We start from the raw sequence: 23,205 nt of genomic DNA, 5'->3' as shown, positions 1-23,205 counted from the left end.
CTGTGACTACGCTTGCATGAGATACCTCGACAGGCATTCCCATGCAAGCGTTGCTTCAATACTTCAAGGCGATCATCAACCCCGGCCCCGGGGTGCTGTTGTTTGCCTTGCGAACCATGGCGGCCGGGTTGTTGACCCTGTACCTGGCGTTTTTGTTCGACCTGGACCAGCCCAAGTGGTCGATCATGGCCGTGGTCATCATCAGCCAGCCACTGGGCGGCATGGTGCTGGCGCGCAGTTTTGGCCAAGTCATCGGTACCACCATGGGGGCGGTCGTAGCGGTGACCATCATGGCGATATTTCCGCAGGCGCCGTTGCCGTTCATCACCACCCTGGCCCTGTGGCTGGCATTGTGCACCGCCGGTGGCACGCTGTTGCGCTACACCAGTTCCGGGGCATTCGTGCTCAGTGGCTACACCGCCGTGGTCATCGCGTTGTTGGCGATTCCCGATCAGGACGGCACCTTTTTGCTGGCGGTGACCCGCGTCACCGAAACTTTGCTGGCGGTTGCCTGCGTGTGCGTGGTCAGCCTGCTCACCGCCAGGCCGGAAGCCGTGGCCCGGGACTACTTCGCCAGGATCGATCAGATCACCCGGTTGCTGGCCACCCATGCCAGCGCGGTCATTCGCACCGAAGAGAGCGAGGCCGATTTCCAACAGCGGCAAATGCAGCTGTTGGGCCAGATCAGCGGCCTGGAGGGCGTTCGCCGGCACATGTACTACGATGCCCCGCGCTTGCGCAGTGCCAACGGTCTGGTGCAACTGTTAGGCAATCAATTGGTGCTGTTGACCGCGCGATTGACTGCCTTGCGCCATCAGCGGTTGCTGTTGACCGAGCGCTGGGAGGGCGAGTTGCCTGAGGAAATTCAACAGATACGCGCCGAAGAACTGGCGTTTCTTGATGAATTGGCGCAGCAGGGGCGCTCGCTGTCCAGCGAAAGGCGTCACTATTTCACGGTGCTGCAACAACGCTTCGATGCACTGGCCTACAGGGCCGAACAATTGACCGAGCCGCTGCCGGCCACCTTGCGCTCGCTGGCCTGGTCGCTGCGCTGGGAGCAGGCGCGCCTGCTGCAGCAACTCGAACAGATTCTGGAACTGAGTGATGCGATCCAGAGCGGCCGACCTGCCAGCAGCGTGTTTCGCGGGCGGGAAAACCCGCTGCACCTGGACTTCACCCTGGCGACCATGAATGCCATCCGGGCCTTTTCCGCGTTGTTGATCGCTGGCTTGATCTGGATCGAAACCGGTTGGGACGGTGCGCGAGGCGGGATGGTGCTGGTGGGCATCCTTTGCTCGCTGATGTCGACCTTTCCCCGGCCGTTGCTGGCCGTGCAAAGCTATGCCAGGGGATTTGGGCTGGCGCTGGTGGTCTCGGCGCTGCTGCAGTTCATGTTTGTGCCGATGATCAGCAATTTCGAGATGCTTGCCTTGCTGCTGGCGCCCTTGCTGTATGCCGTGGCGGTAGGGTTGGCCAACCCAGCCACGACGGGAACCGGCATTGGCCTGGGGCTCACGACCTTTCTGTTGCTCGGCCCGTTGAACGTGGGAATCGGTCAAAACACCGCCATCCAGTGGTTCGAGTTTGCCGGGGCTTATACCTGTGCGACGGTGCTGGCGCTGAGTGTCTATGCACTGATCTTTCCGTTCAGGCCGGATCTGCGCATGCGCAGGCTCTACAAGGAGAACTGCGAGCAGGTGTACGCCTTGCTGAAGACCTCGGCGACCGACGAACAGCAGTTTGCTTTCGAGAGCCGCATGGTTGATCGCCTGACCATGATGTTGGGGCTGCTGCCAGCGACCCAAGAGCCGCAATCGCGTGAACTGTTTCAAGTCAGCCTGGGCTGTATGGCACTGGGAATTGCCCTGAATCAGCTCAGGCAGCAGGGACAGAACAACGCCTTGTTGAATCCCGATCTGCAAAGCCGCCTGTTTTCGACAGTCCGGGAAACGGGAAGGCTGGTCGCCGCTCGGCCCGGGGTCGAAGTGGCGCAGGTGCTGGATAACCTGCACAGCCTGGGCGACGAACTGGATGCCTTGCATACCAATGTCCATGAGCACTTGTGGTCAGTGTTCCGTATGCGTGTGGCGCTGCTGATCGTGGTGTCGTTCGTCGAGCGTTATCGCGGTTACTTTCAACCCGCAGGCCTTGAAGGAGACCCTGTCCTTGCCCATTGATCTGGAAGTAGGGGGGGCCTATCTGCCCCCGATTGCCCAGGCGCTGCTGCTGGGTTTGCCGATTTTCCTGTTGCTGGACTGGACGTTGCGGCGCCTTGGCGTGCTGCAGTTCGTCTGGCATGAAGCGTTGTTCGAAGGCGCGCTGTATGTCTGTGTCTGCGCCACGTTGATCCTGGTGATGGGAGCCTGATGCCTTGAAGAACATCCTTTCCCGACTCACGACCGTCGCGGTGGTGCTGCTGGCCGTCATCCTGGGTTGGTTCGCCTGGGAGCACTACACCCGCGCCCCCTGGACCCGGGATGCCCGGGTGCGTGCCGATGTGGTGACCTTGTCCGCCGATGTTTCAGGGCGAATCGTCAGCCTGTCCGTGCAGGACAACCAACACGTGGACAAAGGCCAGGCGCTGCTGCAGATCGATCCGGCGCGTTACACCCTGGCGGTGGAGCATGCCAAGCGTGCCGTTGAAGTATCGAAAGCCTCGCTCGGACAAGCCCAGGCGGCCATTAGCGCCAGCGAAGCGTTGCTCAAGCAACGCCAGAGTGAGGAGCAACGGCGGCGCACGCTCAAGGATCGTTCGGCGATTTCCGGCGAAGAATGGGAGAAAGCCAACACCGATGTGTCGGTTGCCCAGGCTGACTTGCTGCGCAATCAGGCCAATCTGGTGTTGGCCCAGGCCAACGTGCAATTGGCCATCGCGGCCTTGACCCAGTCCGAGCTCGATTTGCAGCGTACCCATGTCGTCTCCCCGGTGACCGGCTTTGTCACCAATCTGCTGACCCGGGAGGGCGACTACGCTTCGGCCGGCGGCCCGTTGCTGGCGCTGGTGGACAGCGACTCGTTCTATGTCAGCGGTTACTTTGAAGAAACCAAGTTGCCGCGGATCGAGGAGGGTGACCGGGTCAAGATCGAGTTGATGAGTGGCGAGACGTTCGGCGGCAAAGTGCAGAGCATTGCCTTCGCCATTGCCGACCGGGAAAACCTGCCGGGCGGTCGCCTGCTGGCCAACATCAATCCCAGTTACACCTGGATCAAACTGGCGCAACGAGTGCCGGTGCGGATCGAGATCGATGCCGACTATGCCGGTAAGAAAAACCTCAGGGCGGGGACCACGGCCACTGTGACCGTCCAGGAAAACCGCTAACCCTTGTAGGAGCCGACTTGCTGGCGATGGGCTCAAGGGCGCCGCGTTTATCCAGTTTGCACACGTCATCGTTGACGACCATCGCTGGCAAGCCAGCTCCTACAACGGGCAGCAGGTCGCGCAATACCTGTAGGAGCCGGCTTGCTGGCGATGGGCTCAAGGGCGCCGCGTTTATCCAGTTTGCACGCGTTATCGTTGACGACCATCGCTGGCAAGCCAGCTCCTACAAGGCAGGCCGCGCAATACCTGTAGGAGCCGGCTTGCTGGCGATGGGCTCAAGGGCGCCGCGTTTATCCAGTTTGCACGCGTTATCGTTGACGTCCATCGCGAGCAGGCTCGCTCCTACAGGGACCGGGCAAGTTTCGGGCAAAAAAAGCCCCGCGACCGAATGAGACGCAGGGCTAAAAAATTGGTTGGTTACGGCCAACCAAAGGAGCGCTTTAAAACTTCAAGTCAGTTGCTCGCAACCGTCTCCGGCTGCCAGCCGCCACCGAGGGCCTTGTAGATCGCGACGATGCCGCGATACAGGTCGACCTCGGCCTGGGCCTGGGTGTCTTCGGCGGCCAGGCGTTCACGCTGGGCGTCGAGCAGCACGAGGAAATCGGTGTTGCCTTCGCGGTAGCGGATCTCTGCGAGGTCGGCGGCCGAGCGGCTGGACTCGCTCTGGCGAATCAACGAGATCAGGCGCTGCTGGCGTTTGCCGTAGTCGCTGAAAGCGTTTTCCGACTCTTCCAAAGCCAGCAATACTTGCTGCTCATAGGTCGCAAGGGCGCCTTCGGCATCGGCGTCGGCGCCGCGCAAACGGGCCTTCACACTACCCAGGTCAAACGCCGCCCAGGTGATGCTCGGGCCGAGTGCCCAGGCGTTGGCCGCCGAAGAGCCGATCTGCGAGCCGCGCCCGGCCGTAAAGCCAAGGAAGCCGCTGAGGCTGACACGCGGGAACAAATCCGCCTTGGCCACGCCGATACGCGCGGTGGCCGAGGCCAGCTTGCGTTCGGCACTGCGAATGTCCGGACGGCGCTGCAGCAGTTCACCCGGATCACCGATCGGCAGGGCCTTGGCGATCGCCGGCAGGTCTTTCGGGCTCAGGTCCACGGTCAGCTTGTCCGGACGTTCACCCAGCAGGGTGGCGATGCGGTTTTTCTGCCGAACCTGTTCAGCCTGCAACTGCGGCACGCTGGCTTCGACCGAGGCCAAACGGGCATCGGCACGCTCGACATCGAGCTGATCGCCAACGCCGGCATCTCGCAGGCTGATGGTGATCTTGCGCGACTCCTGCTGGTTCTGCAGGTTGGCCAGGGCGATCTTCTCCCGCAACTGCGCACCGCGCAGTTGACCGTAGGAGTCCACCAGTTCGGCAATCATGCTGACTTGCAGTTGGTACAGATCGGCTTCAAACGCCTGTTGCTCGGCGTTGGCAGACTCCAGGTTGCGCTGGATACGGCCGAACAGGTCGATCTCCCAAGCCATGTCCAGGCCCAGGTCGTAGCGTTCGCTGTTGACCCGGTCGGTGGTCTGGCCCGGAATCTGGCCTTTGCCCAGGTCACTGCTGACGCGGCTGGTGATGGTCGGCATGGCGTCGTTGCTGACGTCATCGCGGATCGCCCGCGCCGCTTTCCAGCGGGCGAAGGCGACGCGCAGATCGCGGTTGCCTTGCAGCGATTGCATCACCAACTGGTTGAGGGTCGGGTCTTCGAACTGCTGCCACCAGATGCCTTCGAAACGTGAACGGTCAAAGTTCTTCTGGCCGGCCGCACCATCGGTGGCGGTGGTGATGTTGGCCGGTTCAAGGGCTTCGGTCTTGTAGTCCGGACCCACGGCACAGGCGCTCAGGGCCAGTACCAGCAGGCTCGGCAGGAAGGCTTTCAAACTCATCAATGCGACTCCAGCTTCAGGGTGGCCTTGGCAGCTTTGCGCTTCTCGCCGCGCTCGACAAAGTTACGAATCAGGACGTAGAACACCGGCGTCAGCAATAGACCGAAGAAGGTCACCCCGAGCATCCCGGAGAACACCGCTACACCCATGGCGTGGCGCATTTCTGCGCCGGCACCGCTGGAGAACACCAGTGGCACTACACCCATGATGAACGCGAAGGAAGTCATCAGGATCGGGCGCAGACGCAGGCGGCAAGCTTCCAGGACCGCTGCCAGCGGGTTCATGCCTTCAAGCTGTTTATCCTTGGCAAACTCGACGATCAGAATCGCGTTCTTACAGGCAAGCCCCACCAACACGATCAAACCGATCTGGGTAAAGATGTTGTTGTCGCCACCGGAGGCAATCACGCCGGTAATGGCCGACAGCAGGGTCATCGGTACGATCAGGATCACCGCCAGTGGCAGGCTCCAGCTTTCGTATTGAGCCGCCAGTACCAGGAACGCCAGCAGCACACAGAGCGGGAACACGAACAGCGCGGTGTTGCCGGACAGAATCTGCTGGTAGGTCAGGTCGGTCCATTCGTAGGTCATGCCGTTGGGCAGTTCTTCCTTGAGCAGTTTCTCGATGGCTTTTTCGGCCTGGCCGGAGCTGTAGCCGGGGGCTGCCGCACCGTTGATTTCAGCGGTGATGAAGCCGTTGTAGTGCATCACGCGGTCCGGCCCCGAGGTATCGCTGACCTTGATGAAGGTCGCCAGCGGGATCATCTCGCCTTTGTTGTTGCGCACTTTCAACTGGCCGATCTGGTCTGATTCGAGGCGGAACTGCTGCTCGGCCTGAACGTTGACCTGATAGGTGCGACCGAAACGGTTGAAGTCGTTGGCATACAGCGAACCCAGGTAGATCTGCAGGGTGTCGAAGATGTCGCTGACGGCCACGCCGTGGGTCTTGGCTTTCTCGCGGTCGATGGCGGCATCGACCTGGGGCACGTTGACTGTGTAGCTGGTGAACAGGCCGGCCAGTTCCGGCACGTTGTGGCTCTTGTTGATGATGTTCATGGTTTCCTTATACAGCTCTTCGTAGCCCAGGTTGCCCCGGTCCTCGATCTGCAGGCGGAAACCACCGATGGTGCCCAGGCCTTGTACCGGCGGCGGCGGGAAGATCGCCATGTAGGCTTCCTGGATGTTCGCGTACTGGCCGTTCAAGGCCCCGGCAATGGCCCCTGCGGACATGCTCGGGTCTTTACGTTCGTCGAACGGCTTCAGGGTCACGAACACAATGCCGGCGTTCGGGCTATTGGTGAAACCATTGATCGACAGGCCAGGAAAGGCCACTGCGCTTTCCACGCCAGGCTGTTTCAGCGCCAGCTCGGACATGCGCTTGATCACGTCTTCGGTACGGTCAAGGCTGGAGGCGTCCGGCAGTTGCGCGAAGGCCACCAGGTATTGCTTGTCCTGGCCGGGTACGAAACCGGTCGGGGTGCTAGAGAAACCGAAGAAGGTCAGGACCATCAGGCCGGCGTACAGCAGCAGGGCGATACCGCTGGAGCGGATTACACGGGCAACGGTGCCGACATAACCATGGCTGGCCTTTTCAAAGAAGCGGTTGAACGGACGGAACAACCAGCCGCCAAACATCTTGTCCAGAATCCTCGAGAAGCGGTCCTTCGGTGCGTCGTGGCCTTTGAGCAACACCGCAGCCAGTGCCGGCGACAGGGTCAGCGAGTTGAAGGCCGAGATCACCGTCGAAATCGCAATGGTCAGGGCGAACTGCTTGTAGAACTGCCCCGTCAGGCCGGAGATGAACGCAGCAGGTACGAACACCGCACACAGCACCAGTGCCGTGGCGATGATCGGGCCGGTGACCTCGCCCATGGCTTTTTTGGTCGCTTCGACCGGCGTCAGTCCGAGTTCAATGTTCCGTTCGACGTTCTCCACCACCACGATCGCGTCGTCCACCACGATACCGATCGCCAATACCAGGCCGAACAGCGACAGGGCGTTGAGCGAGAAGCCGAACAGGTGCATCACGGCAAAGGTACCGATCAGCGAGACCGGCACAGCGACCAGCGGAATGATCGAGGCGCGCCAGGTTTGCAGGAACAGGATCACCACCAGCACCACGAGGATCAGCGCTTCGAAGAGGGTGTGAACCACCGCCTCGATGGAGCCGCGCACGAAGATCGTCGGGTCATAGACGATGCTGAAGTCCATGCCTTCAGGGAAGCTCTTCTTCAGTTCGGCCATTTTGGCCCGCACTTCGTTGGAGATCTCGATGGCGTTGGAGCCGGGGCGCTGGAAGATCGGGATCGCCACCGCCGGCTGGTTGTTCAGCAGCGAACGCAGGGCGTACTGGCTGGAGCCGAGTTCAACCCGGGCGATGTCCTTGAGGCGAGTGATTTCACCGTTGTCGCCGGAGCGAATGATGATGTTCTCGAACTCTTCCTCAGACACCAGACGGCCCTGGGTGTTGACCGACAACTGGAAGCTCTGGGCATTCGGGGCAGGGGGCGCGCCCAGTGCACCGGCGGCCACCTGACGGTTCTGTTCACGAATGGCGGTGACAACGTCAGTTGCGGTCAGGTTGCGCGAAGCGGTCTTGTTCGGATCGAGCCAGACACGCAGCGAGTAGTCGCCCATGCCGAACAGTTGCACGTCACCCACACCGCCCAGCCGCGCCAGTTCATCCTTGATGTTGAGGATCGCATAGTTGGACAGGTAGAGCATGTCGTAGCGTTTGTCCGGCGAGGTCAAGTGCACAACCATGGTCAGGTCGGGCGACGCCTTGTCCACGGTGATACCGATGCGCGTCACTTCCTCGGGAAGTTTCGGCTCGGTCCGGGTCACGCGGTTCTGCACCTGCACCTGTGCGTTGTCCAGGTCGGTACCCAGGGCGAAGGTGATGGTCAGGGTGATCTTGCCGTCGGCGGTCGACTGCGAGGACATGTACAGCATGTTCTCGACACCGGTAATGGCTTGCTCCAGTGGAGCGGCCACGGTTTCACCGATGACTTTCGGGTTGGCACCCGGGAAGTTGGCGCGGACCACTACGGTCGGCGGCACCACTTCCGGGTACTCGCTGATCGGCAGCTGGAACAGCGAGATCGCACCGGCGATCAGGATCAACAGCGAGAGAACCGCTGCGAAGATCGGCCGCGAAATGAAGAATTGGGAAAAATTCATCGTAAAAATCCCTTAACCGCGTGGGGTCGTGGCAGCCAGTTTCACAGCCGTGCCCGGTGCAACCCTGGCAGGCGCGACTTGGGGCAGGTTGCTGGCTTCCAGCGCTTGGCGTTGTTGTGCGAGTGCCGCGAGGGTCTGTTCACTGGCCATCGGAATCACTTCAGGGGTGACCGGTGAACCCGGGCGTACCCGTTGCAGACCCTTGACGATGATCGTGTCGTCCTTGTTCAGGCCGCTGCGCACGATGCGCAAGCCTTCGATCTTCGGACCCAGTTCCACTGCGCGGTAGGCAGTCTTGTTGTCGGCATCCATCACCAGCACGAACTTCTTGCCCAGGTCGGTGCCGACGGCTTCGTCGTTGATCAGCATGGCGCTGTAGGTGCCGCTGCCCACCAGTTTCAGGCGTGCATAGAGGCCCGGGGTGTAGCTGCCATCGCTGTTGTCGAACACGGCGCGACCACGGATGGTGCCGGTCTTCGGGTTGACCTGGTTGTCGACGAAGTTCATCACGCCCTGGTGCGGGTTGCCGTCCTCGTTGGACAGGCCCATGTAGACCGGGGTGGTGGCGCCGCGTTTGCCCTGGCGAGCGAGCTCGGTGTACTTGAGGAACACACGTTCGTCCGCGTCGAAGTAGGCGTACACCTTGTCGGTGGAGACCACGCTGGTCAGCGGGGTAGTGTCCGCGGTCACCAGGTTGCCGGCGGTGATTTCCGCACGGCTGACGCGGCCGCTGATCGGTGCAGTGACGCGGGTGAAACTCAGGTTCAGCTTGGCCAGATCAAGCTGTGCTTGCAGGGCACCAACAGCGGCGCGGGCTTCCTGGGCGGCGCTGGTACGCGAATCGGCCAGCTCGGCGGAAATGGCGTTGCTGGTACGCAGGCGTTCACCGCGCTGGGCTTCGTTTTCGCTGCGGGTGGCATTGGCGCGCGATTGGGCGACCAGTGCTTCGAGGCGGCGGACCTCAGCCTGGAACGGACGCGGGTCGATCTGGAACAGCAGGTCGCCTTTCTTGACCAGTGCACCTTCAGTGAACGCCACCTCATCGATCTGGCCGGAGACCCGTGGACGAATCTCGACAGTTTCCGGGGCTTCGAGGCGCCCGGTGAATTCGTCCCACTCGTTGACCGGTTGTTCCAGCACCTTGGCCACGCTGACCTTGGCTGCTGGCATCGTGGCGGCGGTTTCCGGGACCTTGCCGCAAGCGCTGAGCACCACTACGGCCAACAGAGCCAACGGGAAGCGCAAATGTTTGAGTGACTGTTCCATGGATGCATCCGCCAATGTGTTGAGATTGGCGAATGATGCGCGGCGGGTTTGTATCTCACGAATCGAATGGGGCGAAGGTAACTATCATTCGGAATGATATAAGAGCCGAGCCAGCCCTCTAGCATGCACCTTTGATTAGCGGGCTATCAATCAGATCGATGGAATTTCTGTGTTGCTGAAAAAGCATCAATAGGACTTGAGACCGAGGTGCGGCCATCGCGAGCAGGCTCGCTCCTACAGTGGATCTCGTCAGCCACCTGCGCTGTGCCGGTTTCGTCACCGCCGATGCCCAAACCCATCAAGCCATGACGCCTCGGATAGACCACGCTGACCGGTCTTTCCAAGGAGATGACCATGATCCGACTGACCCTGATCGAAGCCCGCGAGTTGGCCGAATCGATCCTGTTGCACAACGGTTTTAATCTGGCCCATGCACAAGCGGTGGCGGCGACGGTGGTTGTCGGCGAGCGTGATGGCTGTGCCTCCCACGGTTTGTACCGGATTCTGGGGTGTGTGAATTCCCTGCGGGCCGGCAAGGTGTCAGCCGATGCCGAGCCACAGGTGATCGACCAGGCGCCGTCGATTGTGCGGGTGGATGCTGGCGGTGGCTTTTCGCAGTTGGCGTTTCAGGCTGGATTGCCGTTGTTGGCGCACAAAGCCCGGGCCAACGGCATTGCGGCGTTGGCAATCAACCGCTGTGTCCATTTCTCGGCGCTGTGGGTGGAGATCGAGCAGTTGACGGCTGCCGGCCTGGTGGCACTGGCGTGTAATCCGAGCCACGCCTGGGTGGCGCCGGCGGGAGGACGACTGCCGGTGTTCGGTACCAATCCCATTGCCTTCGGTTGGCCGCGTGCGGGGCAGGATCCGTTTGTGTTCGACTTCGCCACCAGCGCGATTGCCCGTGGCGAGATCGAACTGCACCGGCGTGCTGGCAAGGCGATTCCCGAAGGTTGGGGCGTGGACGCCCAGGGCCGGCCGAGCACCGACGCCAACGTGGTGCTCGACAGCGGCGCGATGCTGACGTTCGGCGGGCACAAGGGTTCGGCGCTGGCCGCGATGGTGGAATTGATCGCCGGGCCGCTGATCGGTGACCTGACCAGTGCCGAGTCGTTGGCTTACGACGGGGGCAGCAAGTCGTCGCCGTACCATGGCGAGTTGATCATCGCCCTGGACCCTCGGCGCTTTCTCGGGGACGCCACAGAAGAACATCTGGCCCGGGCCGAAGCCTTGTTCCAGGGCATTGAGGGGCAGGGGGCGCGCTTGCCGTCGCAACGACGTTACGCGGCGCGGGTACGCAGCCTGGTGGAAGGCGTGCAAATTCCCGAGGCGCTGTACAACGACCTCAAGGCCTTGCTCGCCTGATTCAGTAGGAGCGAGCTTGCTCGCGAAAAACGCAAGGACAACGTTTCCATTCAGGCAACACGCGTTATCGTTGACGTCCATCGCGAGCAAGCTCGCTCCTACAGGGATTTACTCAGGCCACAGAATCGGCCCGGCGTGGGCTGGTCGGGGCTGGGTCCAGTGCAGCAATCCGCGCCTGCGACTCGGCATCCACCTGGCGCAACGACTTGCCACGGGTCTCGCGGGTCAGGCCGACAGCCACCACGGATATCAGCGCGGCGCCTACCAGATACCAGGCGATCGGAGTCGAGCTGTGGTACTTGTTGAGCAAGGTGATGGCGATCAGCGGTGCCAGGGAACCGGCGAAGATCGGCGCCACCTGGTAGCACAGGGACAGAGCGGTGTAGCGTACGTGGGTCGGGAACAGTTCAGCCATCAGCGCCGAGTAGGGCGCATAAGTCATCGACTCGATGGCCAGGCCCAGGGTGATGGCGGCCATGATCAGCCAGTTGTTGCCGGTGTCCATCATCGGGAAACCGATGAACCCCCAGAACGCTGTCAGCACCGCGCCGGTCAGGTACACCGGCTTGCGCCCGATGATGTCCGACAGATAGCCCATCAACGGGATCAGGAAAAAGTGCACCAGGTGCGCGCCGAACATCAGCAGCAGAATTTGCGACGTGTCCTTGTGCACCACCAGTTTCAGATAAGTAATCGAGAACGTCACCACGGTGTAGTAGAGGATGTTCTCGGCAAAGCGTGCGCCGATTCCCACCAGCACCGAACGCCAGTGATGACGCAGCACCTCCACCACACCGAGCTGTTGCTGTTTGGTCTGTGCCTGACGGGCCTGGGCTTCCTTGAAGATCGGCGCGTCGTCTACGCTGGTGCGAATCCAGTAACCGATCAACACGACTACCGCCGAGAACCAGAACGCCACGCGCCAGCCCCAGGCAAGGAACTGCTGCTCTGACAGGTTCGACGACAACAGCAGCAGGGCGACCGTGGCCACCAGGTTGCCGGCCGGCACCCCGGCTTGCGGCCAACTGGCCCAGAAGCCCCGACGATTGTCCGGGCAGTGTTCGGACACCAGTAGAATCGCGCCGCCCCATTCGCCACCGAAAGCGAAGCCCTGGATCAACCGCAACAGCACCAGTAGCACCGGCGCTGCATAACCGATCTGGTCGAAGCCAGGCAGGCAACCCATCAGGAAGGTGGTGATGCCGACCACTACCAGGCTCAGTTGCAGCAGGCGCTTGCGGCCGAATTTGTCACCGTAGTGACCGAATACCAAACCGCCCAACGGCCGGGCGAGAAAGCCGACCGCGTACAAGGCGAAGGCGGCGATGATGCCGTCGATGGGGCTGTCGGTCTGGCGGAAGAACAGCTGGCCGAAAACCAATGCCGAGGCGGTGCCGTAGAGAAAGAACTCATACCATTCAGCGACGGTGCCAGCCATGGCGGCGGCCACTACGCGTTTGAGTCCCGAGGGTGTGGTTGCGCTTTGCGTGTGTTGAGGATTCGACATGCTGACGTACCTTGTTAAGGCGCAGAAAAATGGGCAGCCGGGCCGGTAAGGGCCTGCCCGGCAATCACTCAGAGACCGACGTCCGGCAGTTCCGGGCGGTTGGCCAACGCCTTGGCCATGATCTGCTCGACGAATACGCGGTCGGCTTCCGGCAGGGCCAGGCGTGGCGGACGGGTCAAGGCGCTGCCGCGACCGGCAATGGCTTCACACAGCTTGATGCACTGCACCAGGTCGGCACGGGCATCGAGGTGCAGGATCGGCATCAGCCATTCGTAGATCGGCATGGCTTCGGCGAAACGACCGGCCTTGGCCAGGCGGAAGATGGTTTCGCCTTCTTTCGGGAATACGTTCGACATGCCCGAGACCCAGCCTTCGGCACCCACGGCGATGCTTTCCAGCACCACGTCGTCGAGGCCGGCGAACAACACGAAACGGTCACCGACTTCGTTGCGCACGTCAATGAAGCGACGGGTGTCGCCGGAGGAATCCTTGAAGCACACCACGTTGTCGCAGTCGGCCAGGGAAATCAGGATGTCCGGGGTGACGTCGTTTTTATAGATAGGCGGGTTGTTGTAGACCATCAGCGGCACGTCGGCGTTTTTCGCCACGTAGCGGTAATGCTCGGCGGTCTCGAACGGCTTGGAACCGTAGACCAGCGCCGGCATCAGCATCACGCCATCGACGCCGACCCGGCGTACGGCATTGGCGACCTTGGCCGCTTGCAGGCTGGTAAACTCGGCCACGCCGCAAATCACCGGTACGCGACCACGGGCGGCATCGACAGCGACCTCGGTCACGGCGATTTTCTCTTCGGCGCTCAGCGAGGTGTTTTCACCCACCGAGCCGCAGACCACCAGGCCTGACACGCCGTCGCGGATCACGTTGGAAATCACCTGATGGGTTTTTTCCAGGTTGATGGAAAAGTCATCGTTGAATTGAGTGGTCACCGCTGGGAAGACGCCACTCCAGTTAATGCGCTTGCTCATTGTTGTCTCCGCTTGGTTAATAGTATTTCGTATACGCTGTTAAAAATGACAATGCTCGACCAGTGCTTGTTTTGCTTTTCAGGGGGTTTTACTGGCCGTTGACATGGGGGTTCAGGGATGGCGTGATCAGGCACCGGGCCAAGTGTCGGACAGGCGATAGCCTTGTGGCCACGGATCGCTTGGGTCGAGCAGCAATTGATGGGTGCCGGTGATCCACGCCCGGCCGGAAATGCACGGGTAAATCGCGGCGCGGCCGGCGACTTCGGTCAGCGAATCAATGCGGCAGTGGAACTCGGAGCCGATAATCGAACGGCCGACAAAGCGCTCGCCAACCTGCATCAAGCCTTTGGCCTGCAACACCGCCATGCGCGCCGAGCAACCCGTGCCGGTGGGGGATCGGTCGATCTTGCCCGGTTGAATCACCACCGCATTGGCGCCGGTGGCGATGCCGTTCTCATGGACGATGGGCGCGGCGATCTGGCAGAAGGAAATGTGCGACCACTCGGGATTCAGCGGATGCACGAAGCCCAGTTGTTCGTTGGCCGCTCGAGTGATTTTCAGCCCGACCGCGACCAGATCGGCCGCTTCATCCGGGCGGATGGAGAAACCCAGGCCTTTGGCATCGGCAATCACGAAACTGTCGCCACCATAGGCGGTGTCAACCTGCAGCGAGCCGATGCCTTCGACTTCAATCCACGCATCCAGTCGATCAGCGAAGGACGGCACGTTTTTCACTTCCACCCGTTGCACCTTGCCATCCCGGCAGTCGGCCACGGCTTCGATCAGGCCACCGGGCGCTTCCAGCACCAGGCGGGTTTGCGGCTCGGTCATGGGCAGGATGCCGCTGTCGAGCAATACCGTGGCAACGCACAACGAGTTGGAGCCGGACATCGGCGGGGTGTCAGCCGGTTCCATGATGATCCAGGCCATCTGCGCACGTGGGTCCTTGGCCGGAACCAGCAGGTTGACGTGGCGGAACACGCCGCCGCGGGGTTCGTTGAGGACGAAGTTGCGCAGGGTTTCGTCCCGGGCGATCCAGCGCGACTGCTCCCACACGGTGGCGCCGGGCGGCGGGGCGACGCCGCCGACGATCACATCGCCGACTTCGCCTTCGGCGTGGCAGCTGACTACATGAATGACTTTTGAAGAACGCATGGTTTGCTCCTTGTTTCGCCTGTGAAGGCCCTTTCGCGAGCAAGCCCGCTCCCACATTGGATTTCCTGTGTGCCACAGATCTTGAATGCACCGAAGCGCAAATGTGGGAGCGGGCTTGCTCGCGAAGGGGCCAGTGGTTATTTCACCGAACTCAGAAACGCCGCCGTCTCCGCATGCAGCGGATTACCAATGACTTGGTCAGGCGTCCCGATCTCATGCACCAGGCCATTGCGGAAAAACGCCACACGGTCGGACACGTCCCGGGCAAAGCGGATTTCGTGGGTCACCAAGACCATGGTCATGCCGTCTTCGGCGAGCATGCGCATGGTGTCCAGCACTTCACCGACCAACTGCGGGTCGAGGGCCGAGGTGGCTTCGTCAAACAGCATGTAGTCCGGTGACATGGCCAGGGCGCGGGCGATGGCCATGCGTTGTTGCTGTCCACCGGACAGTTTGCCGGGGAAGGTCTTGAGCTTGTCGCCCAGACCGACGTGGGTCAGTTGCTTTACGGCCAGCTCTTCGGCTTCAGCCTTGCTTTTGCCCAGCACCTTGCGCGGCGCGAGCATGACGTTTTCCAGCACCGTCAGGTGCGGGAAGGCATTCCATTGCTGGAACACGATGCCGATTTTCTGCCGCAGGCGATTGAGGTCGGTGGCGCTGTGATGGACCTCGACGCCGTCAACGCGGATGTTGCCTTTCTGGATCGGTTCCAGGCCGTTGATGCACATCAGCAAGGTCGATTTGCCGGAGCCGGAGCCGCCGATGATCGACACCACTTCGCCCTTGTTCACCGTCAAGTTGACGCCCTTGACCACTTCGAGGTTGCCGAAGGATTTATGTACGTTGTCGATCTCAATCATTTTCTTGCCACCTTCTTTCCAGACGAGCGCCCAGGCGTGCGACCACCAGGCTCATGACGTAGTAGATAAGGCCCGCGATGCACAGCACCAGCAACGGTTCCTGGATGCGGGTGACGATGGTTTGCGAGGCGCGCAGCAGTTCGACGATGCCGATCCACATCACCAGCGCGGTGTCTTTCATGACACCGAGCACCAGGTTCAGCCAGCCGGGGAACGCTACCCGGGTGGCCATCGGCAGGACGATCCAGCGCAAGTCCTGCAAGAAGCTCAGCCCCAGCGAACGGCTGGCCCGGCGCACGGTGAACGGCACCGCCAGCACGCCAGCACGCACGATCTCGGTGAAGTACGCCGCGGCGTAAACCCCCAACACAATGCAGCCGACGCTGAAGGCGCTGATGTCCAGGCCGACGATGCTTTTGAGTGAGTTGAACAGCACGAACTGGATCAGCAACGGCACGCTGCGAAACACGTCCAGCACCCAGGCCAACGGCAGGCTCGCCCGTGGCAACAAGGCCCGCAGCAGGCCGAAGAACAACCCGGCCAGGGAGCCGAGGATGATCGACCAGAACGTCAGTTGCATCGTGACCCACGCACCGTTGAGGAGGAACATCAGGTCATTCGAGGAAAAATCGGTGGAAAACATGGACAGCTCCTCAGTAACGGAACAACCGCCAGGCCATCAGCCGGGCTGCCGCGACGATCGCCTTGGCAATCAAGTAATACAGCGCCGCTGCAATGGCGAAATACTCGAAGGTGCGGAAGGTTTTGACGTTGTATTCCTGGGTCACACCGGTCAGGTCATTGTTCAGCCCGACGATCACCCCCAGCGACGTCATCAACACCGCCCAGACCATCTGGTTGGTCAGCGGGTAGAACACGATCCGCAGCAGTTGCGGGACGATGATCATGCGGTAGGCCTGGAAGGCACTCATGCCGAGGGAACGCGCCGCACGCACCTGCGTGTTCGGCACGGCCTTGAGGCCGCCGCGAAAGTTCTCCGCCAGGTACCCGGCATTGTTGAAGGTGATCCCGGCCAGCAGGGCGAACCACGAACTGACGTGCAGGTTAAGCGAGCCGAGGCCGAAGTAGAGGATGTAGATCTGGAACAGCGACGGGGTGTTGCGGGCAATCGATACCCAACCGTTGCCGAACCCGCGCAGCAACGGGTGTTTGGCCTCGCGCATCACCGTCAGGGCCAGGGCGATCAGCACGCCGAATATCATCGACAGCGCGGCGGTTTCGAAGGTGACAATGGCACCGGCAAGCATGTCCGGCAGGGCGCGCAGGGCGGAGCGCCATTGGAAGCTGTAGTCAAACATGCGCAGGGCTCTCCAGTAGGGCAGCAGGTTGTAACCAGGCCGGCAAACGTCCGCTGGCCGTTGCGGTGCAGGCCGCGTCGACGCATTCGGCAAGGCTGGCGAAGTGCACCTTGCGGCCGACCAGGCCTGGTGCGTAGTGGGCGTATTTGCCCGAGTTGGTCATCAGCGTTTCAGCCGCCAGGGGGATGACGGGTTCGCCGAGCATGCACCAGCAGGTATCGGTGACCAGGGTCGCGCCAAACGCTTCGAGCACGGCGATGTGCCCGGCCTCGCGGGCCTGCTCCAACACGGCACGCCCGCAAGTGATGGCAAGCACCACCTGCGGGTGTCTGTGTCGTCCCCGGCACAGTCGCGCCAGGTGAGCGAACTCGCTGAGGGAAAAGTGCGGGTTACCCAGCGACACCACATCCACCCGGTGATCGCGAGCACTGTTGAGTTCGCGCCAACTCGACAGCAGGTCCTTCAGGCGGATTTTTTCCACGGCAATGCAAGTGTCCGCATCCAGCACCTGCGCCGGGTCAATGGCCTCCGGGGTGACCCCGGCGATGTGGAACAGTGGCGCCGCAGAGGTGGTGGCGAAGGCCGCGCCAAAGGCTTTGAGGTCGTCCAGGCTCGGCTTGCGTTGTTCCAGTCCCAGCACCAGTGGCACGCGACTGCCGGCCAGGGCACCAACGTGGTAACCGAGCAGCGGGTAGAAGGCATCGTCCAGTTCACCGAGGGCCGGCAACTCGATCTGCAACCGGGCCTTGCGTTGCGCGTCCAGGTGGCAGCCGATCAGCGGGGCGCGACCGGTGAGGGCGATGGCGATGTCCAGGTAATCCGGGTATTTCAGGGTGCGTGCAGCGAGCACGCTGTTGGCGTAGACCACTGCGTTGGATTCCGCCCAGACGATTTGCTCGCCAGCCTTCGGTGCAGTGTCGAGCAGGTAGGGCGCGCAGGTGAAACTGAGCTGTGCGCCCATCGCCATATAGGCATCGCCCAAGGCACTGGCCGGTTCACCCAGTGCCGGGTCGATACCCAGTTCGCGCCAACGGCGCTGGTCGACGGAAATTGAATTGAGGGTGGTGGGCACTCGCACTTTTGCGCCCCATTGCACCAGTTGCTCGGCAAAGCGCAGGCTCGCAGGTCCGGTGTAAATGCAGCCGTCGATGTGTGCTTGAGTGACATCCACCAAGTGCTCGGCACCCTGCAGTTCGGCCATACGCAGGACGATCTGCATGGCCATTTGCGCGGCCTTGCCATGCCGGCCATCGAGCAGCGCCCGATCGTGCTCGGTGAGCCTGATCGAGGCAGTGCTGTCAGTGTTTGCCAATGGGCTGTCGAGCGCCTGCCAGGCGTCGCCCGGCAGGTGATCGAACAGGCTCAGCGTTGTATTTTCGACCCGGGCGAAGGCTTGGCCGCGCAAGGCGGCGAAGGCCTCCCGACCGATGCACAGCACCGGCAGGGAACGGGCAAAAATGGTCTGCGCCACCAGCACGCCCAAGGTCAGGATCTCGTCGGCTTCGGCCAGCACCAATGCCTCTGGTGCATGGCCGTTGCTGATCAGCTCCATCAACACGCTGCTGCCGGTGCACGAGCCGCGACCACTGGGAATCGCCAGCACGCGGCCGGCCAGGTGTTGGCCGCTGAGCGGGTGATGGCGGTCGATGACTTCACCCGTGCAGGGATCGACGCCGCCCCAGAAGCTCAAGCCGACATCGGCGAACAGCAAGGCGCCCTGCGCGGCACCCGCGACCAGGCTGCGCCCGGTCAGAGACATTGGCCCAGGCATGCCGGACATCTCAGTAGTAGACCTGAGGCACGGTCAGGTTGGTCGGCGGGATCTCGGTGCCGACCCATTTAACGAACAGCTCCTTGTAGCGACCGGTACGCACCTGTTGGTTGACGAACAGGTTGAGGTAGTTGAGCAGGCCGAACTCGCTGCGCTTGGCACCCAGGGACACGTAGTCGATGACGTACGGGGCGTTACCGGCGACTTTGAGGTTTTTGTATTTGCCCGACTTGAGGGTGGCGGCGGCCACGGTATTGGTGACCACGGTGGCATCGATGTGGCCTTGGGCGATGGCCAGCAGGGTATCGCTCTGCGACTGGTAGGCCCGGAAACTGCCGGAGCCCCAGTTCTTCACGTCTTTCTCCAGGGCGATGGCCTCATAGGTGCCGCTGGTGTTGCCCACTGCCTTGCCCTTGAGGTCGTCGAAGCCGTTGATACCGGTGTCGTCGCGGGTCAGCACCACCATCTGGAAAGCAAAGTAGGGCACGGTGAGGCCAACGGTCTTGGCGCGTTCGAGGGTGTCGGAGGTGGACGCGACGATCACATCAGCCCGCCCGGAGACCAGTGCCGGAATGCGATCCGGGAACGGCGTTTCCACCACTTCGGCCTCGACGCCGAGGATCTTCGCCAGGTCGCGGCAATAGTCCACATCGAAGCCGGCGGGCGAGTTGCTGGCATCGCGAAAGCCCATGGGCGGGAAGTCCAGGGTCACGGCGCAACGCAGCTTGCCCGAACCGATGATGTCGTCGAGCTTGTCGGCCTGGGCTGTGGCGATAAAGGAAGTACTGAGAACAGCGCTGAGGGCTACGGCAAATGCGGGGTTTTTCATAGAGGCCTCGTTGATGTGAAGTGCTGTTGAATATCGTATTGGGGATTTCGTATACGATATTAACAATAGCAATCAACGTGCCCGATTCCAGTACTGACCGTGAATAAATCGTCAGGCCTTGAAGTAGAGGTCTTGCGGGGGAGCAACGGGCGGGAGAGAGGAAGCCTGGGCAAGCGAAGGCAGTGTTACAGATGGGAGCAATGGGTGTGTGGGCGCACCTTTAGGGAACACTGGCAGGTGCTCCCACAATTGACCGCGTGCGCAAGGTAAATGCGTTCCCCTGTGGGAGCGAGCTTGCTCGCGATGAGGCCCGGAAGAAGACTCTTCATCTCCTGCCTAACGGCACGGCATCCGCAGCGGTCAGTGGGTGTGCGGCAGGTGCTCGAACAGGGTCGTGCAGACGCCGGCAATGTGCTCGTCCAGAAGCTTCACCGCCAGGTCCACATCCCCGGCGCGGCAGGCTGCCAGGATCTCGCGGTGTTCATGATCGGCCCGTTCCTTACCCGCCGACAAGCTCATCTGCATGCGTAGATAACGCTCCAGCTTGTCATTGACCGAACGGATCAGACTCACCAGAAACGGCCGCTGCGCCGGCTCGTACAGGCAGGAATGCAGCTCCCAGTTGAGCTCGGCCCAGCGCCCCACATCGTCCTCGCCGATGAACTCCTGGCAGATGCGCTCGGCACGGGCGAAGGTCTCTTCTGTCATGTTCGGAATGGCCAGGCGCAGAATCTTGTCCTCCAGCAACATCCGCACTTCGAACATCTGCGCCAGTTCCGCATCGGAAACCCGCGTGACCATCGCCCCGCGATTGCGCTGGAACATCACCAACCCTTCGGCCTCCAACCGCTTGAGGGCTTCGCGCACCGGGATCTTGCTGACATTGAACTGGCGGGCGATGTCGTCCTGGCGGATCGGCTCATCCTCGGCAAAATGCCCGGCGACAATCGCATCCCGCAGATGGCGGGTGATGATCTCCGACGTCGAAGGCGTGTTACCAAGGTCGGGGGCGTTGAGTTTGGTCAGGTTCACGGCGGCGGTCATTTGGAGTGAGATAGCGCTAGGGTATACGAAATTCTTTTGCTGATCCGCTACAACAAAACGGGCGCCTGTAAAGGCGCCCGTTTTCATTCAGGCCTGCGCCGTCTTCTCAGAGGCTATCCGGATCCCCGAAGAACATCTGAATCCGCGAGCGCAACCAGCGTTCACCCGGATCGTTATCCTGCGACCCGCGCCAGGCCATGTGCAGTTCGAAGCTGCGCACCGGCAACGGCGGATCTTCCGCGCGCACACCGCCGGCGGCGGTCAACGCATCGGCCGTGTAGTCCGGCACCGTAGCCACGATGTCGGTGCCGGCGAGCAGAGTGCTCAGCCCGTTGAACTGCGGCACGGCCAATACGACATGGCGCTTGCGCCCGAGCTTTTCCAGCTCTTCATCAATGAAGCCGCTGAGATCGCCAGCGAACGACACCAGCGCGTGGGGGCGCGCGCAGTAATCATCCAGGCTCAATGGCCCTGGCACGGTGTCGGCACGCAACAGCTTCGGCTGGCTGCGGCGCAGTACCTTGCGCTTGGCATTGGCTGGCAGGTCGGTGGTGTAACTGACGCCGATGGATATCTCGCCGGACGCCAGCAATCCCGGCATCAGGATGTAGTTGACCCGGCGCACCACCAGGACGATCCCCGGCGATTCGGCGCGCAGGCGCTTGAGCAGCATCGGCAGCAAGGCAAACTCGACATCGTCCGAAAGGCCGATGCGGAACACCGCGGTACTTGTGGCAGGATCAAACTCGGCCGCACGGCTGACCGCAGTGGAAATCGAGTCCAGCGCCGGAGAGAGCAGGGCGAAGATCTCGACTGCCCTGGCGGACGGCTCCATGCTGCGGCCGGTACGCACGAACAACGGGTCATCGAACAACCCGCGCAGGCGCGAGAGCGCCGCACTGATGGCTGGCTGGCCGAGGAACAGTTTTTCCGCAGCACGGGTCACGCTGCGTTCGTGCATCAATGTTTCGAATACGATCAACAGGTTCAGGTCGACACGACGCAGGTCATTACGATTCATCTGGAGTCCTGGCAGAGTCAGCAAACTTGACGTGAGCGGCCATATGAGAACAATGGCCAGCAGGAATATTACGGGGAAAGGCTGGTACTCTGCACCGGGTAATTCAGATTTCCTGCAAGGCGGCTTCGGTTTCTCGCGGCATTTGACGATGTTGCCGCCGTTATGGAATCAATGACAGGCATGTCGACTATTAATAGCCACAGATAGTGTTGGGTTGAAAGCCCAGCTAGAGTTCAAGGCATTAGAGGTTCAATTGGCGAGGTTTGCGATGTCCCGCACGATTCGTTTTCACAAGTTTGGTCCAGCCGAGGTGCTCAAATGCGAAGAGCATGCGGCGGCTCTGCCTGCACCGGGCGAAGTGCAGGTGCGCGTCGAGGCGATCGGCATCAGTTGGTACGACACTCTGTGGCGCCAGAACCTGGCTTCGTCCCATGCCCGACTGCCTTCGGGCCTTGGTCAGGAGATGGCCGGTATCGTCACCGCTGTCGGTGAGGGCGTAGATGACCTGGCGGTCGGTGACAAGGTTGCCAGCTTTCCGGCCCAAAGCCCGAACGACTACCCGGTTTACGGCGAGCAGATCGTATTGCCTCGCTCGGCGGTCACCCGTTATCCGGATATCCTCAGCCCGATTCAAGCCAGCGTGCACTACACGCCGTTGTTGATTGCCTATTTCGCCTATGCGGATCTGGCACGGGTCAAGCCCGGGCAGTTTGCCTTGGTGACCGACGCCAGCCATTGCGCCGGACCTTCGTTCGTACAGCTGGGCAAGGCCCTGGGCGTTCGAGTGATCGCCGCGACCAAGTCAGCCGAGGAACGTGAGTACCTGCTGACGCTGGGTGCCGAGAAAGTCATCGTTACCGAGGAAGAAGATCTGCTGATGCGGATCAACAAAATCACCGATAACCGTGGCGTGGATGTGGTCTTCGATGGTTTGGGCGGTCCACAGATGTCGTTGCTGGGCGATGTGCTGGCGCCTCGCGGCAGCCTGGTGCTGTACGGCCTGCAAGGTGGCAACCAGACGCCTTTCCCGGCCTGCGCAGCGTTCCAGAAGAACATTCAGTTCTTCGTACACTGCATCGGCAACTTCACGGGCAAGCCGGAACTGGGCATCATCCAGGACCAGGTCGCACTGCAACGTGCCTTGCGCGACATCAACCAGCTGACCGCCGATCGCGTTCTGCTGCCGCTCAAGACTCGGGTCTTCCCGTTTGCCGAGTTTGTCGAGGCACACCGCTACATGGACGAATGCCCGTGTCGCGAAAGGGTCGCGCTCCAGGTCGAGCCGGCATAACAACCGCCGCAATAGCCCACCCAAGAGTCCGTGCCCGCACGGACTCTTTCGTTTCAGCCCCAGAAACCCATCGATCCGCAGACCAGTCCAGCAACTGAACTGGTTTTTGCCCGTAATCTGTAGCTTCTAATCAGCCACTAAGCCCTGATAATTGAATGATTACTTTCATCTCAAGGAATGAGTCATGGCTGGTAGTCAGGCTAGAACTTTTCAATGCGCACCCTTGGTGCACCTCTATAAATTAATTAGTTGCTGTGTAGTTGCCAAAAAGACAGAGACAACTTCCTTCTTTATTTCTTGTGTTAAGTGTCTGTGGGACGTTGTCGGACGTTTCCTAGGACTCCGCTTTCAATTGAACAAACCCTTGCCAGCCGGGCGCTATAGCCTCGTCGTTGGCGTTCGCTAGCAAAGCTGTTGCGAT

The 23,205-nt window shown here is 61.4% G+C and carries 18 protein-coding genes; 5 read left to right on the top strand and 13 right to left on the bottom strand.

Annotation, left to right across the window (positions count from 1 at the left end; translation table 11 throughout):
- Window positions 1-41: 41 nt before the first annotated feature.
- The 3 genes from KGA88_RS02880 to KGA88_RS02870 are packed head-to-tail and all read left to right on the top strand — an operon-like array spanning window position 42 to window position 3,319.
- Complete coding sequence (locus KGA88_RS02880; protein ID WP_223588808.1) at window positions 42-2,177, top strand: FUSC family protein; 2,136 nt, start codon at window positions 42-44, stop codon at window positions 2,175-2,177.
- A complete protein-coding gene (locus KGA88_RS02875; protein ID WP_008001544.1) occupies window positions 2,167-2,367 on the top strand; it encodes a DUF1656 domain-containing protein in 201 nt (66 codons plus the stop codon). Before KGA88_RS02880 ends, KGA88_RS02875 begins: the two co-directional genes overlap by 11 nt.
- A gap of 4 nt (window positions 2,368-2,371) precedes the next feature.
- Window positions 2,372-3,319: an HlyD family secretion protein gene (locus KGA88_RS02870; protein ID WP_110658425.1), complete on the top strand. Its 948-nt coding sequence runs from the start codon at window positions 2,372-2,374 to the stop codon at window positions 3,317-3,319.
- Between the two features lie 453 nt (window positions 3,320-3,772).
- On the opposite strand, the gene KGA88_RS02865 is transcribed toward KGA88_RS02870, so the two are convergent.
- Genes KGA88_RS02865 through mexE form a run of 3 tightly spaced genes read right to left on the bottom strand, consistent with a single transcriptional unit; the run spans window position 3,773 to window position 9,639 of the window.
- A complete protein-coding gene (locus tag KGA88_RS02865) occupies window positions 3,773-5,194 on the bottom strand; it encodes an efflux transporter outer membrane subunit (RefSeq protein ID WP_223588806.1) in 1,422 nt (473 codons plus the stop codon).
- Window positions 5,194-8,373 (bottom strand): efflux RND transporter permease subunit, encoded by a 3,180-nt coding sequence (locus KGA88_RS02860; RefSeq protein ID WP_223588804.1) that lies wholly within the window; start codon window positions 8,371-8,373, stop codon window positions 5,194-5,196. The genes KGA88_RS02865 and KGA88_RS02860 overlap by 1 nt, the downstream gene beginning before the upstream one ends.
- Window positions 8,374-8,385: 12 nt before the next feature.
- On the bottom strand, window positions 8,386-9,639 hold the full coding sequence (gene mexE / locus KGA88_RS02855) for a multidrug efflux RND transporter periplasmic adaptor subunit MexE (protein ID WP_110662490.1): 1,254 nt from the start codon (window positions 9,637-9,639) through the stop codon (window positions 8,386-8,388).
- Window positions 9,640-9,993: 354 nt separating this feature from the next.
- On the opposite strand from mexE, the gene KGA88_RS02850 reads away from it, so the two are divergent.
- Complete coding sequence (locus KGA88_RS02850) at window positions 9,994-11,001, top strand: Ldh family oxidoreductase (RefSeq protein ID WP_223588801.1); 1,008 nt, start codon at window positions 9,994-9,996, stop codon at window positions 10,999-11,001.
- A gap of 112 nt (window positions 11,002-11,113) precedes the next feature.
- Here KGA88_RS02850 and abaF read toward each other — a convergent pair whose 3' ends face one another.
- The 10 genes from abaF to KGA88_RS02800 form a co-directional block, all read right to left on the bottom strand.
- A complete protein-coding gene (abaF, locus tag KGA88_RS02845) occupies window positions 11,114-12,508 on the bottom strand; it encodes a fosfomycin efflux MFS transporter AbaF (RefSeq protein ID WP_223588799.1) in 1,395 nt (464 codons plus the stop codon).
- A 68-nt stretch (window positions 12,509-12,576) separates the two neighbouring features.
- Window positions 12,577-13,494, bottom strand: a complete 918-nt coding sequence (locus KGA88_RS02840; RefSeq protein ID WP_102701650.1) for a dihydrodipicolinate synthase family protein — start codon at window positions 13,492-13,494, stop codon at window positions 12,577-12,579.
- A 126-nt stretch (window positions 13,495-13,620) separates the two neighbouring features.
- Entirely contained in the window at window positions 13,621-14,649 is a 1,029-nt protein-coding gene (locus KGA88_RS02835; protein WP_110662499.1) for a trans-3-hydroxy-L-proline dehydratase, read from the bottom strand.
- 137 nt (window positions 14,650-14,786) lie between these two features.
- Complete coding sequence (locus KGA88_RS02830) at window positions 14,787-15,509, bottom strand: amino acid ABC transporter ATP-binding protein (RefSeq protein WP_223588796.1); 723 nt, start codon at window positions 15,507-15,509, stop codon at window positions 14,787-14,789.
- The gene (locus KGA88_RS02825) at window positions 15,502-16,152 is read right to left on the bottom strand and encodes an amino acid ABC transporter permease (RefSeq protein WP_110659585.1); all 651 of its coding nucleotides are present in this window, start codon (window positions 16,150-16,152) and stop codon (window positions 15,502-15,504) included. The genes KGA88_RS02830 and KGA88_RS02825 overlap by 8 nt, the downstream gene beginning before the upstream one ends.
- A 10-nt stretch (window positions 16,153-16,162) precedes the next feature.
- Window positions 16,163-16,828: an amino acid ABC transporter permease gene (locus KGA88_RS02820; protein ID WP_110659584.1), complete on the bottom strand. Its 666-nt coding sequence runs from the start codon at window positions 16,826-16,828 to the stop codon at window positions 16,163-16,165.
- Window positions 16,821-18,599, bottom strand: coding sequence for an aconitase X (locus tag KGA88_RS02815; protein WP_223588793.1), 1,779 nt, complete (start codon window positions 18,597-18,599; stop codon window positions 16,821-16,823). Before KGA88_RS02815 ends, KGA88_RS02820 begins: the two co-directional genes overlap by 8 nt.
- 10 nt (window positions 18,600-18,609) lie before the next feature.
- Complete coding sequence (locus KGA88_RS02810; protein ID WP_110659583.1) at window positions 18,610-19,428, bottom strand: transporter substrate-binding domain-containing protein; 819 nt, start codon at window positions 19,426-19,428, stop codon at window positions 18,610-18,612.
- Window positions 19,429-19,788: 360 nt separating this feature from the next.
- On the bottom strand, window positions 19,789-20,472 hold the full coding sequence (locus KGA88_RS02805) for a GntR family transcriptional regulator (protein ID WP_095942192.1): 684 nt from the start codon (window positions 20,470-20,472) through the stop codon (window positions 19,789-19,791).
- 106 nt (window positions 20,473-20,578) lie between these two features.
- Complete coding sequence (locus tag KGA88_RS02800; protein ID WP_095942189.1) at window positions 20,579-21,493, bottom strand: LysR family transcriptional regulator; 915 nt, start codon at window positions 21,491-21,493, stop codon at window positions 20,579-20,581.
- A gap of 268 nt (window positions 21,494-21,761) precedes the next feature.
- On the opposite strand from KGA88_RS02800, the gene KGA88_RS02795 reads away from it, so the two are divergent.
- The gene (locus KGA88_RS02795; RefSeq protein ID WP_110659582.1) at window positions 21,762-22,784 is read left to right on the top strand and encodes a zinc-dependent alcohol dehydrogenase family protein; all 1,023 of its coding nucleotides are present in this window, start codon (window positions 21,762-21,764) and stop codon (window positions 22,782-22,784) included.
- The last annotated feature ends 421 nt before the right edge of the window (window positions 22,785-23,205 follow it).

This window comes from Pseudomonas sp. A-R-19 (assembly GCF_019956575.1).
Taxonomy (GTDB): Bacteria; Pseudomonadota; Gammaproteobacteria; order Pseudomonadales; family Pseudomonadaceae; genus Aquipseudomonas.
This window is presented reverse-complemented; position numbering and strand designations above follow the sequence as displayed.